The sequence below is a fragment of the Psychrobacter vallis genome (assembly GCF_904846715.1).
GTDB lineage: Bacteria > Pseudomonadota > Gammaproteobacteria > Pseudomonadales > Moraxellaceae > Psychrobacter > Psychrobacter vallis.
In genome coordinates this window covers 1-17,006 of the sequence record NZ_CAJHBU010000014.1, presented here as the reverse complement: position 1 = coordinate 17,006, position 17,006 = coordinate 1, and the positions used below count along the sequence as shown (strand labels likewise).

Sequence of the window (17,006 nt, the reverse complement as noted above, 5' to 3'; positions counted from 1 at the left end):
TATTCGTCAACTTGAGCTGGCGGCTATAGGCTGCAAATGCATGGACAGCTTGGGGTAGCGGTGCAATAAGCGTGTGAGCGCGACCAAACATGCATGACGTTCCATCTTGCCTGCTGAATGGGTAAAGGTGAATAAGGAAGGCATAATCAGTGCGGCAAAATTTTCATCGGCCAATCCCACATCACGGAACGTCTCAATCAAGGCCAGTTTTGCTTGGCTGGCAGGTATGGGTTTGCGCGAGATGAGTTGCTCTTGATCTGCCGCTACTTGCGTCTTATCAATACGCTGCGAGTACTTTGAGTAACGGCTTGATTCGTTCTTTTGCGTGCTTACGCGATTATCGCCTTGTGAGTTGCTCAATCGTCCTGGTGGTAACTCAAACAGTCCACGTTTTAGGAGCATTAATAACTGATTTAAATCGGCAGGAGGATTGGTGGACCAATCACTTGGCTGGGCGTGGCTTGTGTTTTTTGTGTCAACGTCATCAGCTTGAGATTTATGGTATTGATCGGCTGGCTGCCATTGCGGTGAGACATGGCGCGTCTTATAATGTTGCCAAAGCATGGTCACCGCTGCATAGCGTACTTCACGATCAGCGCTTTGACTGAGTATATAAAGCGCCTGTGGATCCTGAAACTGACGATGACGCTGTAATAATGTCATACCCAGTTGTCGCGCCAGTCGTTTTTTGCTGCCAATTAATGTGTTGAGCATGGTCTCATTGAGTTGCTCTACAGGCACATGGTAATTTCGATTGCTGACAGATGGCGCTGACAATAATGCCTGCTGCAATAACTGCGTGACCTCAAGATAAGGAGATTCTGCCATTATCAACCACTGTGCAGGTGTTGGTGACCATTTGGCTAGCTCATACTTTGTGAGTAACAGCCCAAAGTTGCGTAGCGCTTGCTGACTGTTTTGCAACAAAGGTATGACACGTTCGGCACTAAAAAAAGAAGCAGGAATAATGGCGTCAGGATCGACAGGTCGGTCCGTTAATGCCATACAGATCTGCTCGTGATGATGACTCAGATAACTGATGGCAAGCTCACTGATAGGAGCGGTAGGATCATCAACCACCATTGACCATAGTACTTCCGCACCTGCCATCGTATCATCTTCGGATACGGCGCGTGATTGTCCGGTAAGCATCTGCAAAAACGCGGTTTCGGAGATGATCTTGAGCGTTGCTCCTGCGGCGATTAACCCTTCGGCCTTGAGCTGCTTACTGCCTTTGCGACCAGCGCCATATAGAGGCGAGCCATCATCGCCGATTACTAGATAGTCCAGTTTATTATTAACGGCACTACTGATAGCGCCATTTGCCGCTTTGACCAGCTTTTCGGCATCGCCACGGCTCATGCTTTGCATTTTGCCAGTGAATAAATAACGTTGACCAGCCAAATCAACTGTAGTCTCAGCAACAGCAATGTCAGCTTCTTTTTGTGTATTTTCTGCTGTAGGCGTGTTTTGATTGGTCGCAAAATCTGCTGGCAAGAAGCCTTTATTAATACGCTCAATCGCAAACTCTCGGTAAATTGCCTGCTCGCTGCGGGCAAGTGTCATTAGCCAATCAAATGTCAATTGGGTGGGCGCAAATCTTCGCACATCAGCCAGCCAGCAGCGGACGGTATCTGCTAAATAGTCATCAAAGGCTAAGTTTTTTTGCCACTGTTTGACCGTATCTGCGTTCAAATGATGATTTATGTCATCATGATCGTGACTATAATTTATGAGATAAGGAGAGGTTTTTAGCTGCACAATATCACTACTGCTATGCCAATCAGGCTCATAGGCGAGGGCATGCCAATAACCCATGTCCATCTTAGCTGCTGATAAAATATCTTCATCAATCCAATCAATAATTGTCTCTTGCGCCAGTGGATGCAGCAATAAATACTGCCAAACGTTGCTATCGATATGGCTTAAATCAAGGCGTTTGAGTTCTTGCAGCAAAAATTCCATGCACAGCAACGCACTGTCATTATTGTCAGAAATATCCAGTTGTATGGCCAGACGGATAAAATAGTCACTGCCAAGCTCATGCGCGCTATATAACTCAGGCATTCTGCGTACGGCAAAGCGTGTGCTGTAGCGCTGATTGCTGGTCAGCCGCGCAAAAAACCATTCGGCAGTTAGATCACGACGTGTGAAGTGCTTACTGAGTTGCTCGGCAGCAATACGATGGTGATAAACCGTATCTAGTAGTTGACCCCAACCTGACACCCCAACATCAGTGACAGGATTGCGACTTAAAATAACGCTGATTGCAAAACCACGAACCGGCTCGCAATCTGAGATTGCCAGTAGCATCAGCTCAGATAATGGCAGTGCTTGGGCATAGCTTTTAGCATAATCGATAGCATACTGATAGGCGGCAGGATATTTCGAATGTAATAACTTGAGCACCACTTCATGTAATCCAAGTGTCATAAATTTAGATTTCTCAAAATTCGGGGATTGCTCAATCAGCCATACAATCGTCTCATCGCGTGCCTGACTGTGTGCATAGCCTGCAGATAGGTATTGAATGGTTTGGCAGCTGACATCACGCAGCTGAATTTTAAAATCATGCTTTAAGCTGTCCGTCGCAAATTGCCGTATGGCCTCATTTTTGGCCGTGGCCAGTAGTCTGATAAGTGGTGCAGTATCACGTTGCCACGCTTCTTTAAAAGCGCGGCCCTTGCTATCAAATAATTTGCGTGGTGCGTGGTTATGAAAGCGATTGACGCCATAATCAACCGAATTGTGAAAACAAATATGATTAAGAACCCAGCTGTTGAGCTGCGGCGGCTGGCCGACTGTCATAGCTTCATCATAGCTGGCGAGGACAGAGACGGCTGCATCAATATAGCCCGTAGGCATTTGCTGCCCAATTTTACGTAGATAGCGCCATGCTCTGAGGCTCATATAGGTTTTGGTGGCAAGACTGACAGGGTCTCGTACGCTTTGATCAAAACGATGTAAGTCGATTTTGGCAGTAATAGACGCAAAAATCTCATAATCTTGCTCATGCTCTGCTGCTTTATAAATATACTTTAACCCTTTCCAAACGCCGTAACTCAAAGGCAGATCATTAATAGACTGCTTTAAAATAGCCCGTGAATAGGCGCTTTTGTCTTCCCAAAGCGCGATTAAGATTAAGTAAATCTTATAACGATCAGGTAGAGGGTATGTGCCTTCATTTGCCTCTAAAGTTGCAATCATCGCCACGCGCTCTGCAAACTGTACCTCAGGGTGCTGCTCACGGAACGAATAACTCATTACCTTATTTAAAAATCGCTCAAATGTCAGCTCGTCATCGGGTATCGGCGACGTAGGCAACGGATCAGGTTGCTGAGCGAGTAAACAAAGCTTTTCGACCAAGCTTGGGTCTTGTACCTGCCAAGCATGCTGAATTTGTTCGAACGACAGACTCATAGTGGTTTGCCTTAATAATAATGTGGTCAGCGAATGATGTTTTGTAAGCATATAAAAGCCTATTTGAGAATAAATATCAAGAACTTTTGTCAATCAAAAAATAGAAACACGACACTGAATGACGTGCAAGTAAACAAACACAACCGTGCGACACCAAATGACGCATACGTATCAAAAACTGTAACTATTAAACAAAGATTGATTGACAGCATAATCGAAATTCAGGCAGAATAGGGACGTTGTGAGATTTAGCGTTTCACCATTATTGGTGAAGGACGATGCTGCGTCGTCCACGAGTTAAGCCATTACATTTTACCCAAGGAAGACTGTTTCAGTCCTGCTAATACCTAGATAACACCTCTAGTGTCATTAGCTCGCTGGCGCAACCACGCAATCGTGGTTGAGCTAATGCACTAGAGGTGTTATCTAGGTGCAGTCCAGTGAGTCTTCCATGTACCAGGTTATGAGGTAGATTACACAACACCGAATGAGACATCGTTCTGATGACATTCAAAAACATTAAACCCAAGTCAGTGAGTATGTGCTGGCTTGGGTTTTTTGTTGCCTTGATTATTGTGAACGTACTTAAAAGACGGGAAATATTCATATGTCATTGAGTACCCATTGCTGAGTGATTCATGTTATTAGTAATCATTGATTCATATATTTAATGTACGAGTAAAGGCCACCAAAATGAAAGCGACTGAAAAAAATGACATCTCGACTATTGAGATATATGAAAACGCGGATGGAAAGGCGCAAGTCGACGTACGTTTTGAGCAAGAGACGGTTTGGCTGTCACAAGCACAAATGACTAAACTATTCGGTCGTGATCAATCCGTGATTTCGCGTCATATTGCCAATGCGCTCAGTGATGGAGAAGTTTTCGAAAAAAGCAATATGCAAAAAATGCATATTGCAAATGCGGATCGACCCGTGACTTTTTATGACTTGGATGTGGTCATCTCAGTGGGTTATAGAATCAAATCACCGCAAGGTGTACAGTTTAGACGGTGGGCAACCCAACGCTTACGTGAATACTTGGTGCAAGGATATACGCTTAACCAACAGCGCTTTGATAAAAACTCTGCCGAATTGCAGCAAGCGTTAAACTTAATTAAAAAGACAGCACAAAGCCCTGAGCTGAACACAGATGAAGGGCGCGGTTTGGTTGAAATCATCAGTCGCTATACACAGACGTTTTTATGGCTACAGCGCTACGATGAAGGATTATTAGATGACCCAGCAGGACAAGAAGGAGGCGTATTACCGAGTCCGACTGAAGCGATGGCGGCGCTCAATGATTTAAAATCTCAGCTAATCGATAGAGGCGAGGCGACCGCGCTATTTGCCAAGCCTCGTGGGGACGGTTTGAGTAGCGTACTTGGTAATTTAGAGCAAACAGTGTTTGGGGAACCTGCTTATTCGACTATTGAGAGCAAAGCGGCGCATTTATTGTACTTTATGGTGAAAAACCACCCTTTCATTGATGGTAATAAACGCAGTGGGGCTTTTTTGTTTGTGGACTTTTTACATCGCAATGGGCGTTTACTCAATGATCAGGGTGAGATGGTGATCAATAATACAGGCCTTGCTGCTTTGACCTTATTGGTCGCTGAATCTGACCCGAATCAAAAAGAGACGTTGATTAAACTTATTATGAATATGCTATCTTTGGAAGTCTAATAAATCAGCTTTGAGAACCCATAATAAGAGGAGCGGCAAAAAATGTTCAACATCATAAAAGACTGGCGTGAACAGCGTATATTGGACAACAGTGAATTTACCAATGCAGACTGGATGCAAGCGGCTGAGCGTATTGTGATATTAGATCGATTAAGTGCTGATGAGATGTCGCATTTATTTGAGCTAGCAACGCTATTTTTGGCGGATAAATCCATCACAGGGGCGCAAGGTTTTGAGATTACTGACGCTGTCAGGCAGTCCATTGCCTTGCAAGCTTGTCTGCCCATCTTAAATCTAAGTCTTGAGTGGTATGCTGGCTGGTCATCAGTCATCATTTATAACGGTTCATATAAAAGCGACAGCACCACCGTCGATGAGTTCGGTATCGTGCATGAAGGCAGTCAACACCGTAGCGGTGAAGCGTGGCAGCGCGGTCCCGTTATTCTGTCATGGAAGGACGCAAAGCACTCAGGTGAACGCGATGGCCATAATGTCGTGATTCATGAGTTTGTGCACAAACTTGATATGCTTAATGGTCGCGCCAATGGTTTTCCGCCACTACAACCTGACATGGATCCCGCTCGGTGGACGGAGGTAATGAGCCGCGACTTTGAAGATTTCCAAACCCATCGAAAGTCAGGACTCGATCGTTATGGTGCAACCAATCCAGCAGAGTTTTTTGCTGTGCTCAGCGAGGTGTTTTTTGAGACACCGCAAAAACTGGTGGACGCATATCCTGATATTTATGACATTATGGTCAAGTTTTTTCGGCAAGAACCCCTTGAGCCAAAATCGTAAACTTTAAAACATATCAATTATTAAATATATGGTAGTAAAGAATAATAGAAAAGGGCGGTGTACCATCAAACTGTCCACTGGTCATTGATAATGGCGACTAGATAGCGCTTGCCTTGATACTCATCAAACACCAAGCGCAGTACACGCCAATCCATACCCGAATATTGCTCAGTTCCTGCATAATAAAATTCAACCACCTCTGAATTTTGGTATATTTTCTTTAAGTTATTGATAGAGTTGCCATTGTTTTTAAATTTATTGATATTAATACTCGCGTTACTGAACTTTTCAGCGTTTACCCAAGTGTCCAAATAGGTAGGTAATGGCTCGATTAAAAGATCGCCAGTACCGTCTTTTTCGCCCCACGTGAAGCGGATTTTTGACTGTTGCAAGTACTGTGCATACTGCTCACGACTGAAGACTTTGTCTGTTTCAGGCTGCACATAAGCATACATTGACAGACGAACACCACGCGTTGGATGAATGTCATTGGTGATACTGGCGTAGTTTTTATTGGCAAGCGCCTGCTGAATACGCATTGCTTGTTGTCTAAGGGTTTGCTGACTGACATCAGGGACTGCGGGCGTTGATGTGCCAGATTTTGTTTGATTGGCTACTATGGCATTAGACTGACCAAAAGATTGGCAACCTGTTACCACCAATGAAAAAGCCAAAATGCCGCCAGTAGCCAATTTAAAGGAATGGGTTTTAAATCTAGATAATGCTGTCATAAGTGTCCTTATCACAATGGTTAGCGATATAGTCGTTATTGTGAATATATAGGGTTTTTAATTGATAAACCTGAATGATACGATAATACAGCAGAGTCAGCATATGGGTATGATGTAATAGTCAATTATCTTCATATGATTCAAGCAAGTAGAGAACATCATGACCATATATCATTCGCTGACATTGCTATTAATAATGGGATTGACCGTTAATTATCCGGTTATGGCGGATAGTATAGAGCCGTCACAAACACTGACTGCGATGAAAATCGCTACCATTGCTAAAATGTATCAGCAAGATGTCGATAATGAAGGTATGGATAATCCTACCGTATTGCAGCAATATGCCAATCAAGATCTACAGTCAGCCATACAGCTTGAGCAAGACTATTTTGACAAAACGCAAATGTCCTGTCATGTGGGTTACGATGTGTTATGGAACTCGCAAGATCCTGATTACGCACAAGACAAACAGTTTGCAGTAACCAAGCAAGGATTGGTTCAAGTCAGCTTGGCAAAAGGTAGCAAGATCTATTATGAATTATCGTGTGGTGGCTCAGATGGCAAAGCTGACTGCCAAATAGCAGATGTAATTTTAGATGAGACTGGCAGATCTTTACGAAAGCATTTGCTAGAAACGTGTCGTTAGCAGATATGACTCACTCTCTAAACCCGTTGGTTTGTTTTCGCATAATGTATATTATGTTAAATGAAGTCTATTTGGAAACTTTATCATTTAACATTCACTGAGTGCTTTCTACTTTTATCTTTCCAACCAAAAAATCCACCGCTGCCTTTACTTTAGGTACCAAGTAACGCTGTTTTTGATACAGCAGATAAATCGCCATATCCGCATGCTGAGTGACGGACAACTCATGCTCAAACGTCAGCTCTTGCAGCGCGCCTGACGCAAGGTAGGATGCCAACGCCCAGCGCGTAGACATTAAAATACCGTCGCCCGCACAGGCTCTTTGTGCCAACCACGGCCCGTTGTTTGAGATCGCGACCACGGACCCTGAGACATCATGCCATTGCTCATCCACATAACATAACCAAGGGGTTCGCCCTGATGGCGCTTTAAAATAAAGTCCCCGATGTTCCTTTAACGCCATGACATGGTCAGGTACGCCATGTTTTTCCAAATAGCTGAGGGACGCTACTGGAATAAATTCATTATCCATAAGCCTTATTGCAAGCACTCGCTCGTTCGGTGCGTAGCCACCACGAATCGCAATATCGACATCATCACGTCCTAGTGTTGAAAGCTCATCACTCAAACTGACATCGAGCACGATTTGCGGATACAACGCACTAAACTCATCCAATAACGGCAGCAGTATTTTTTCACCAAAACCCACCATCGAGCTAATGCGTAGACGTCCGATCGGTGTGGTTTGATAACTGCGTACCGTTTCTTTGCTTTGCTCTAGCTGGTTTAATATGTGCTGCATATCATTATAATAAACCTGCCCTACCTCCGTCAGCTTCACAATCCGAGTGGAACGCTTTAGTAGTGTCGCGCCCAAACTCTTTTCTAAATCAGAAACTCGTCTTGATAATGAGGATGGAGGCACACCAAACACCTTAGCTGCTTTGCTAAAACTGCCCGTCTCGACCACTTTACTAAAATATCGTATCGCTCGTAGCTGATCCAAAACCTATCTCCATTCAATAAACAGTCAATTTTCCAACATATCTGTATCAATTACTACGTAATTTGACCTTATTATTGTCTTAAAGGCAATAGTGATTCGCGTTTTGCCCTATATATCACCTCATTAAAAACAGTAATAATGGGTGTAGCTTGAACATGACAACTAAAAACAATACTTACATCCCTAATGGAGTAATAACTTATGATTACTTTGCACGGTTTTGCTGCGAGCAACTATTACAACATGGTCAAACATGCTCTTTTGTATAAAGAGCTGCCATTTCAAGAAAAGCTTATTTTCGCTGGTAGCGATGAGTTACTGCGCGTCAGTCCAGTGGGGAAAGTACCTGCTATCACAACGGCTGAAGGCTTCAATCTTTCAGAATCGAGTGTTATTTGTGACTTTCTTGAAGAGGCCTACCCTGCTATACCGCTATATCCTGAATCTGCGACAGAGCGTGCGCTTGTCCGTCAAATCATGAAAATAGCAGAGCTTTATTTTGAATTGCCAAGCCGCCGCCTGATTCCTTATGTGTTTTCAGGTACCAACGCACCTGATGCCGTTAAAGAAGAAGTACGCCAAGTATTAACCCGCGGCATTACTGCCTTAAACCAGTTGTGCCAATTTTCACCTTGGATTGCGGGTAAAGAGCTTACGATGGCTGACATCTATATGCACTATGTAAATGTCGTCGTCAAAGCCTGCGCCTCAACCCAGCTTGACTGGGACGTGCTAGCAGAAATACCCGGTATGAAAGAATGGAACAAGACCATGAGTCAATCTGACATTGCCCAAAAAATAGAGGCCGATCGCGTCGCCAATATGCCTGAATTTATGACCCATATAAAAGCTCAAATACAAGCAGCACAGCCTAAATAATGGCTTTTGGCATAAAATAACACCCATACGATAACAATAGTGAGTGATGCCGCGCATCATTCATAGGAGAAAACATTATGACCGATAAAAATAAACAACTGGTATCCACCATCAGTGATGACAACACATTAACCCTGTCTTTAAAAGACATCGAGATGCCGCAGCCCGGTGCTGACGAAATTGTCGTGCGCATGGAGGCCATGCCATTGAACCCGTCTGACTTTGGTGTGATGTTTAGCGCTGCGGACATGTCAACTGCCACCCAGTCAGGCACGGATGACAGCCCTGTGATTACCGCTGATGTACCCGAGAAAGTCATGCCAGCGCTCAAAACGCGGATGAATAAAGACACGCCTGTCGGTAATGAAGGCGCCGGTACAGTCATCGCCGCAGGCTCATCAGAAGCCGCGCAAGCACTCATGGGTAAAGTCGTGGCGGTGATTGGCGGTGGTACGTACCGTCACTATCACTGTGTCAATGTGAGAAGCTGTATAGAGATGAAAGACGGCACCACAGCTACAGAGGCGGCGTCATCTTTTGTCAATCCGCTCACTTCACTGGCCATGGTAGAAACCATGCGCGCTGAAGGTCACAAAGCTATTATTCATGCGGCAGCGGCATCTAGCCTCGGGCAAATGCTCAATCGCATCTGTATGGCGGATGGGATTGATTTGATTAATATCGTACGTAAAGAATCGCAAGAAAAGCTACTGCGCGATATGGGCGCAAAATACGTGGTGAACTCAAGCAGTGAGACCTTTACCAAGGACTTAACCGCAGCGATTATCGAAACAGGTGCAACGATTTCATTCGACCCTATTGGCGGTGGTCAATTGACCAGTGATATTCTGAACTGTATGGAAGCAGCCATCACTCGTGATGTGGAAGAATATAGCGTTTATGGCTCAGACACGTTTAAACAAGCCTATATTTATGGTGCCTTAGACCGTGGCCCGATCACGCTAAATCGCAACTTTGGTTTTGCGTGGGGCGTTAACGGATTCTTATTATTCAATGCACTTGGCAAGCTGGGTAGTGAAACGGTCAAGTCAATGCGCAAGCGCGTGGCAGAAGAAATCACCACCACTTTTGCGAGCAGCTATACACATGAAGTCACACTAGAGGAAGCGCTGCAATTAAAATCAATCGCTGCTTATGGCAAACAGGCCACTGGCGAGAAGTACTTAATCACGCCTCAGGGCTAATGATTGCTTGAATAGTCATTTTGAAACAAAAAAGCAGATATCGATTATGATGTCTGCTTTTTATTTGCTTGTTATAGAAATATTTTTTTAGACTCTTATTCTACAATGGTAGGCGGTAAGTAGATCGTGAATTCATTTATTGGCTCTACTAACACGCTATAAGGAGTATGTTGCTCAGCTTCCTTGACGATGCCCAGATCAGACAAAAGCTTAAAATTAGCTGATTTTATTTTTGCTGGCTTGACTTTGAGTTCCTTGTGCCAGACCCGATATGTACCGACTTTATTATCCCTTCGGTAATAAAACCCAGCAAGAGGATGCGTCAGATACACCAATGCTGACTCAGCATCAGGAAAACCAGAAAACACTATCTCGTCGGATTCTGATTGCACGATGTCAACAGACGCTTTAGCCCAACTGGATGACGTTTCCATATGGTACTTTTCATACAGTCCCGTTGATTCGTTGAATGCGCAATCGAATTTTACTTCTCCATCATGCCACGGCAAATTCCATAAATATCGAGGAACTGCTAGCGTCCACGAATCGAGCGTTGTACCAAGAAACCATACACAGCGCTCACCAGTTTTCGTATCGATTATATAAATACGGTAGTTCGTCTGCCCCATTGTAAATTTTGGGAAAGGGAAAACAGCTGATGTAAAATCGACATCAAGAAAAGGCACTACTGATATCAGCCCCATCTCTTGGCCGTCTATTTCTACGACATCTATTTTGAATCGAGTAGGAAATATTCCTTTGAATCTATCCGCTGGCACGGCATAGGTTATGATCGCAAAATGCTTCAGACCGCAAAGAACGTCTATACCTTTTGGCTTAGGTCTCTCTGTTATGTGATTTTCTAACTTACGCGCTTCTTGCACAATATCTCCTTAAAATTTTAACGCTTCGTTGAGAGGCAGTTAAGTTTTTAGATAAAATAATCAATAAAAATAATAAAGACAGTTTGTCCTTGGTATTTCAAACGTGGTACTACAGAAACCTATATTCAAAACCGATAACCTTTGATCAATCCTCTTAATGTCTCACCTATTATCCTGCCGCGTTTTCGTCTTCTACAACGTCTTAAAATTCCATGTATGACGCCATCTCATAATTCCACTAAACAACCAATTTGTAAACAATTGATTATAAATAGCCATGTATTTGACTCTTACCAGCAAAAGTTAAATAAAAAATGTCGAAATCAGCGCCCTACTTTATCAATACTTTGTGATAGATTATCCCTTCCTTATATGCCAAATAACGAAAAATCCTTGTAGATGATAGAGAGCTTTACATGCAACAGATCAAAAGATTGCCCGCCATAGATGGTCAGCTTGGCTGGTTTGAGTCTGTGGCTTTTCAGCGACCCATGCCCGTACAACAAGCGGAAAAAGACGAGCATTTTGATATCATTATCATCGGTGCAGGGTTTTCAGGTTTAGCCACCGCTGGTCGATTGGCTGAACTGCGTCCAGAAGCGCGCATTGCCCTTATTGATGCAATGGAAGTTGGTCAAGGCTCCTCTGGTCGCAATGCAGGATTTATCATTGATTTGCCTCACAATCTAGATCCAACAAAACCCGACGTAGCGGTAAATAACAAGGTTCGAGATTTAAATAATTTTGCCATTCAGCGTCTTAAACGTATTCAAGAGCAGCAAGGACTTGATGTATCTTGGCATGAGTGTGAATACGTTGGAGGCCATCGGAGAATCGTACGAGGTATTGAGTGATGACGCGTTAGCAAAGAGACTGGGCACTCATTACTATAAGCGCGCTGTTTATACGTCCGGTAATATACTGGTAAATCCAGCAGCGTTGGCGATCTCCGTAGCGAGTGCGTTACCTAGCAATGTCACTTTGCTAGAAAATACCCCAATACGTGAAATAGACTTAGCCAGTAAGGTGATTCAAACCCCAAAAGCGCGGCTCAGTGCCGACACTATCGTACTCGCAACAAACGCCTTTACTGAAAAATTTGGCGTATCCTCCAACAGAATCACACCGATATTTACCTATGCCAGTTTGACTCGCCAGCTTGATGATAGTGAGATTAAATGTTTTGAAGGAATAGAACCTTGGGGGCTTACTTCTGCCCATCCTGCCGGCACCACCGTACGCCTGACATCGGATAATCGAATTTTTATTCGTAATACACTGAATTACCAGCCAAATCTGTCCAGTAGCAAGGCGGTGCTCGATAAGGCAAAAGTCAAACACCGTAAATCTTATCTGGCGCGTTTTCCACAGCTGCCAGATGTGCCATTTGAATATACGTGGGGCGGTATGATTTGCGTGACGATGAATCACGAACCTGTCTTTAAAGAGCATGCTTCTGGTGTGTACGTGGTTGCTGCCATGAATGGCGTTGGTGTGGCAAAAGGCACTTATCTGGGTCACTATATGGCGGAATTTATCTGCGGTAAACAAAGTCCAGAGCTGGATTTTATCCTCAAACACGCAGCACCAAGCTGGATACCACCCGATCCACTGCGTAGCGTTGGCGCGCATATGCGACTCTCTTTTGAAGAGCATATGGCAAAAGGTGAGGTTTAATCAGACTGAAACTTGCCTGCCTAGTCATCGGTTTCTCGGTACAAAGTGTTCTGTGACTCTTGTCTAAAATCCTCATAAGTGATCGCAGTCTCTGTATTCGAGTCGTCAGCGCTGGCAGGCGTAGTTTTAGGCATTTCTGCTACTACCACGTTATTAGTGTTAGTGACAGCATTTTGAGCCTGATTGGTTGAGCTAATGTTTGCCTGTTGCGCCTCTACTGCCAAATTATCGGTAGCGCTGGCATCAGTAGAACTCGGACTATCTATCGTACTCGTTGGCGGTGCTGTACTAGTGACTACCGGACTGTCTGGTTCAGGCGGCGCAGGAACCGCTTTATTCGTTGAAGTTGATAAAACATCCGTAAAAATAAGCGTTACTACGATAATAGCAATTAATAATGAGCCAAAAATCATACCGATAATCAGCGGTTTTTTGCTACTCGCGAGCTTATCTTGTGATGGTGTTGATTTTTTGACGGCTGTCGGTATTGGTGATTCTTGAGAAGAGGTTTCTTTAGTATCAGCTAGGCCAGTGGCTGTATTGGTGGGAGCGGCATCACTGTCATTAGATTCAGTATCAAGTGAAGATTCATTTAAATAATTGTCTTGCCATGATAGGTTTGCATCTGATAAGTCTGTATTTACTTGTGTTTCTTGAGCCAAAAAATCAACGGTCGCATCTGTTGCTACAACCCCGGCTTTCTCATCATGGCCATAAAAAAGCCCAAGCTCACTCACACTCAAAGGCTCAAAAGCAGAGGCATTTAAGGCAGACGACTGTTCAGCAGCTTCTAACGGTTCGACATCGTCAGTTTCACTATTATCGCTACCATCATCATTTTGAACGCGGCTGATAAAGCGTTCATAAATGTTATTATTGGTACGATTGCGTGATTTTTTACTGGAAATTTCAGCCCATCTTTCCTCAAAATCCGTTTCAAAGTCGTTTTTTTTGTCGCTCATAGGATGATACCAAACCAGTGTGTGGGACTGGCCTTAAATGATTGCCAAAATGACGTGATACCTACCCCAAAAAATATGATTTGCAGTGTCAAATTCATTTAACCTATCAAAAATAGTACTGGTATAGGATTCTTTGACGACTCAAAATTTTGGCAATGGTATGATGATATTTCTTGCTAAAATGTAACCATTGTAACCATGCTGTTGGCAAACAATATAATTGCTCGTCTCATTATCTTCAAGCACAATTTATTTTATCGTATCAGTATTTGTAAAATATAGGCAAAAAACATGGATTTAAAACAGCTCAATGCGTTTATTGCCATTGCAGATCTGCGCAGTTTTAGCGCGGCTGCAACAAAAACAGGGTTATCACAGCCCAGTCTGAGTCGTTTGCTTAAGCAGCTTGAGACAGAGATGGGGGTAGAATTGATTGACCGTTATCACAGACCGCTGCATCTGACCGAGGCTGGCGCGTTTTTTTACGACAAAATTAGTACTATATTGACAGAGATTGACACCGTCACCAGCATGACTCAGCGATTATCAGCGCCAAGCAGCGCGCTAAATATAGGCTTTGTACCGTCAGTGCTTTATGGCTTGCTGCCTGAAATTATTGCCATGTTAAAGCAAGCCAGCCCTGATATAGACGTCAATCTCAAAGACATCAGCTCCTATCAACAAATGGACGCGCTAAAATCTGGTGAGATAGATATTGGGTTCGGGCGTTTCGCCCACCAAGATCCATGGATTCAGCAAATATTGCTTCGCCATGAGCGTTATGTGGTGGCACTGCCAAAAGCACATCCGCTGGCTCACGTACGTGAGCAGCGCTTGATAGACTTGGCGAACAATCGCTTGATTCTATACCACCAAACCCATTTGCCTATATCGGCTGCTGTGACACAAGCACAACCAACAAGCGATAAACTGGCCACGCATACAAATGTCCGCCATGTAACCAACGAGCCTGTATCGTTTAGCGCACCTATCACTGAACCCTTATTGCATTTGTTTGCACAATACGGTATTTCACCATTTATGACCACGACCGTAAGTGACTTACAAGTAGCGCTCGGCTTGGTGGCAGCGGGCGAAGGGATTACGCTGGTCCCTGCCAGCCTCCAAACCGTGCGTACCGAACAAATTAGCTATCAACGCTTGGTGCATGAAAACGTCACCTCCCCTATTTATTTGCATACCTTAAAAGACTTTGTCCATCCAAAAATACCCGATCTGCTCACTGCTATCTATCATGTGTATGAACAGCGCGGGATTACCTATCGGCGTCAGCAATTTACTTAACAGTTAGCATATCTAAATATTGCTAACTATTATCAAATAAATAGTGCTAATAGATAGTAATTGTTAATAATTCATAAACAATAATTCGATTTATAATGATTTATTGGCTTAAGTACGCAAAATAATGATTATCTTGTCTCATTATAGGTGTGCTAAAGTCGCTGCTAAACGTTTCTGTTTTGTTTTTTTATTCTCTTATTTCTTAACCTATTATTCTAGTTGCAGTCAACCTATCACTGACCAGTGATAGGTTGTCGCTTGATATAATTTGAGGTATTTATGACCACACAACGAACACAGAACCTTGATAGCGCTGCCAGCCAGGAAGGCTTTAGTTGGCGCATCTTTGGTCCAGGTATTTTGATGGCCACCGCTGCTATCGGTGGCTCTCACTTGATTTCATCCACACAGGCCGGTGCCATATATGGTTGGCAGTTGGCCATTATGATTATTTTGGCCAACGTTTTTAAGTATCCGTTTTTTCGTTTTGCCACCGATTATGTCTACGATACAGGCGAGAGTTTGATTGCAGGCTATGCCAAACGCTCAAAGGTCTATCTGTGGGTATACTTCATTCTGTCTATACTATCAGCCGTCATCAGTACGGGTGCCGTATCGCTGCTTGCTGCGGTGATATTGGGCTTTATGTTACCTGCCTCCCTTGCCCTATCGACGATAACTTTGTCCTTAATCATCGTGGTTGTGTCGTGGTTTTTTCTGATTGCGGGACATTATAAACTGCTCGATGGCGTGACCAAGTGGATTATGATCGCCCTGACGGCAGCCACGGTGGCCGCAGTGGTTATTGCCGCTGGTAAGCCAACGGTGATGGCGGTGGACTTTGTTGCGGCCTCGCCTTGGAATCTTGCCACGTTAGGATTCATCGTGGCACTGATGGGCTGGATGCCAGCACCACTTGAGTTTGCTGCAATTACCTCTATGTGGACATCTGCCAAGGTCAAAGCCGATCACACCACGCACCGTCAGGGCTTACTTGACTTCAACGTGGGTTACTTGGTCTCCGCGATTTTGGCATTGTTCTTCTTGTCATTAGGCGTGTTTGTTCAGTATGGCTCAGGTCAAGAGATCGAACTGGTGGGTGGCGCTTATATCAATCAGCTGATTAATATGTACACCGCCACCATCGGTGAATGGTCGAGATTGCTGGTCGCCTTCGTCGCCTTTATGTGTATGTTTGGCACCACGATTACCTGTGCGGACGGTTACGGTCGCGCCAATGCGGAATGCTGGCGTTTGCTCAAAGGTGAAAGCGATATTAACAAAAAACAAATCGCCTTTTGGACGACCTATGCCATCGGCGGCGGTTTGGTCATTATCACTTTCTTTACCGGACAACTGGGTGCTATGCTCAAGTTTGCCATGATATCAGCGTTCGTCTCGGCCCCTATTTTTGGTTGGTTAAACTACACATTGGTCAAAAGCCATAAAAAACTGTCCGTTGGTATGAATGCATTGTCTATCGCAGGTTTAATCTTCTTGACAGGTTTTGCATTATTATTCCTAGCCAATCTGGCGGGTTTATTTGGTTAAATGTGTTTGTTTTAACGGTAAGCGACTGAGTGAAATATTTCTCATTCAAACAAAAAAGCCCTTTTAGCCTCGCTATGAGGGTTTTTTTCTGTCTAAAAAATAGTACCAATGGCCAACTACTTACCCTCTATATTTGTAAGTAAATGTAAAAATCACCAGTGAAAAAATATTATATTTTCACCAATCTGAATAACAGTGTTTACGGAGCATTGTAAATTGGATAATACTATTTAATAAATGAATATTATTATAA

Annotated in this window: 14 protein-coding genes; 9 read left to right on the top strand and 5 right to left on the bottom strand. The window is 43.8% G+C overall.

Annotated elements, in window-relative coordinates; all coding sequences use genetic code 11:
- Positions 1–6: 6 nt before the first annotated feature.
- Positions 7–3,420: a BRCT domain-containing protein gene (locus JMY02_RS09545; protein ID WP_201597549.1), complete on the bottom strand. Its 3,414-nt coding sequence runs from the start codon at positions 3,418–3,420 to the stop codon at positions 7–9.
- 693 nt (positions 3,421–4,113) lie between these two features.
- Between JMY02_RS09545 and rhuM the strand changes: the two genes are divergently transcribed.
- Complete coding sequence (gene rhuM / locus JMY02_RS09540) at positions 4,114–5,106, top strand: RhuM family protein (protein WP_201597548.1); 993 nt, start codon at positions 4,114–4,116, stop codon at positions 5,104–5,106.
- A 42-nt stretch (positions 5,107–5,148) separates the two neighbouring features.
- A complete protein-coding gene (locus tag JMY02_RS09535; protein ID WP_201597547.1) occupies positions 5,149–5,904 on the top strand; it encodes a M90 family metallopeptidase in 756 nt (251 codons plus the stop codon).
- A 65-nt stretch (positions 5,905–5,969) separates the two neighbouring features.
- Here JMY02_RS09535 and JMY02_RS09530 read toward each other — a convergent pair whose 3' ends face one another.
- Entirely contained in the window at positions 5,970–6,635 is a 666-nt protein-coding gene (locus JMY02_RS09530) for a hypothetical protein (RefSeq protein ID WP_201597545.1), read from the bottom strand.
- 160 nt (positions 6,636–6,795) lie between these two features.
- Between JMY02_RS09530 and JMY02_RS09525 the strand changes: the two genes are divergently transcribed.
- A complete protein-coding gene (locus JMY02_RS09525; RefSeq protein WP_227678468.1) occupies positions 6,796–7,284 on the top strand; it encodes a hypothetical protein in 489 nt (162 codons plus the stop codon).
- A 94-nt stretch (positions 7,285–7,378) separates the two neighbouring features.
- Here JMY02_RS09525 and JMY02_RS09520 read toward each other — a convergent pair whose 3' ends face one another.
- Complete coding sequence (locus JMY02_RS09520) at positions 7,379–8,290, bottom strand: LysR family transcriptional regulator (protein ID WP_201597543.1); 912 nt, start codon at positions 8,288–8,290, stop codon at positions 7,379–7,381.
- 201 nt (positions 8,291–8,491) lie between these two features.
- On the opposite strand from JMY02_RS09520, the gene JMY02_RS09515 reads away from it, so the two are divergent.
- Both JMY02_RS09515 and JMY02_RS09510 read left to right on the top strand, forming a co-directional pair.
- Positions 8,492–9,169: a glutathione S-transferase family protein gene (locus JMY02_RS09515; RefSeq protein ID WP_201597541.1), complete on the top strand. Its 678-nt coding sequence runs from the start codon at positions 8,492–8,494 to the stop codon at positions 9,167–9,169.
- Between the two features lie 77 nt (positions 9,170–9,246).
- Positions 9,247–10,374, top strand: coding sequence for a zinc-binding dehydrogenase (locus tag JMY02_RS09510; protein WP_201597540.1), 1,128 nt, complete (start codon positions 9,247–9,249; stop codon positions 10,372–10,374).
- 95 nt (positions 10,375–10,469) lie between these two features.
- On the opposite strand, the gene JMY02_RS09505 is transcribed toward JMY02_RS09510, so the two are convergent.
- On the bottom strand, positions 10,470–11,258 hold the full coding sequence (locus JMY02_RS09505) for a DUF2071 domain-containing protein (protein WP_227678467.1): 789 nt from the start codon (positions 11,256–11,258) through the stop codon (positions 10,470–10,472).
- A gap of 416 nt (positions 11,259–11,674) precedes the next feature.
- Between JMY02_RS09505 and JMY02_RS13715 the strand changes: the two genes are divergently transcribed.
- The gene (locus tag JMY02_RS13715; RefSeq protein WP_265087967.1) at positions 11,675–12,112 is read left to right on the top strand and encodes an NAD(P)/FAD-dependent oxidoreductase; all 438 of its coding nucleotides are present in this window, start codon (positions 11,675–11,677) and stop codon (positions 12,110–12,112) included.
- Positions 12,060–12,935 (top strand): NAD(P)/FAD-dependent oxidoreductase, encoded by an 876-nt coding sequence (locus JMY02_RS09500; RefSeq protein WP_265087966.1) that lies wholly within the window; start codon positions 12,060–12,062, stop codon positions 12,933–12,935. The genes JMY02_RS13715 and JMY02_RS09500 overlap by 53 nt, the downstream gene beginning before the upstream one ends.
- 20 nt (positions 12,936–12,955) lie before the next feature.
- Here the strand turns inward: JMY02_RS09500 and JMY02_RS09495 are convergent, their stop codons facing one another.
- Positions 12,956–13,897, bottom strand: coding sequence for a hypothetical protein (locus JMY02_RS09495; RefSeq protein ID WP_201597539.1), 942 nt, complete (start codon positions 13,895–13,897; stop codon positions 12,956–12,958).
- A gap of 291 nt (positions 13,898–14,188) precedes the next feature.
- Here JMY02_RS09495 and JMY02_RS09490 point away from each other — a divergent pair, with 291 nt between their 5' ends.
- Both JMY02_RS09490 and JMY02_RS09485 read left to right on the top strand, forming a co-directional pair.
- Positions 14,189–15,202, top strand: coding sequence for a LysR family transcriptional regulator (locus JMY02_RS09490; protein ID WP_201597538.1), 1,014 nt, complete (start codon positions 14,189–14,191; stop codon positions 15,200–15,202).
- Positions 15,203–15,481: 279 nt separating this feature from the next.
- Positions 15,482–16,753, top strand: a complete 1,272-nt coding sequence (locus tag JMY02_RS09485) for an NRAMP family divalent metal transporter (protein ID WP_201597537.1) — start codon at positions 15,482–15,484, stop codon at positions 16,751–16,753.
- Positions 16,754–17,006 lie beyond the last annotated feature (253 nt).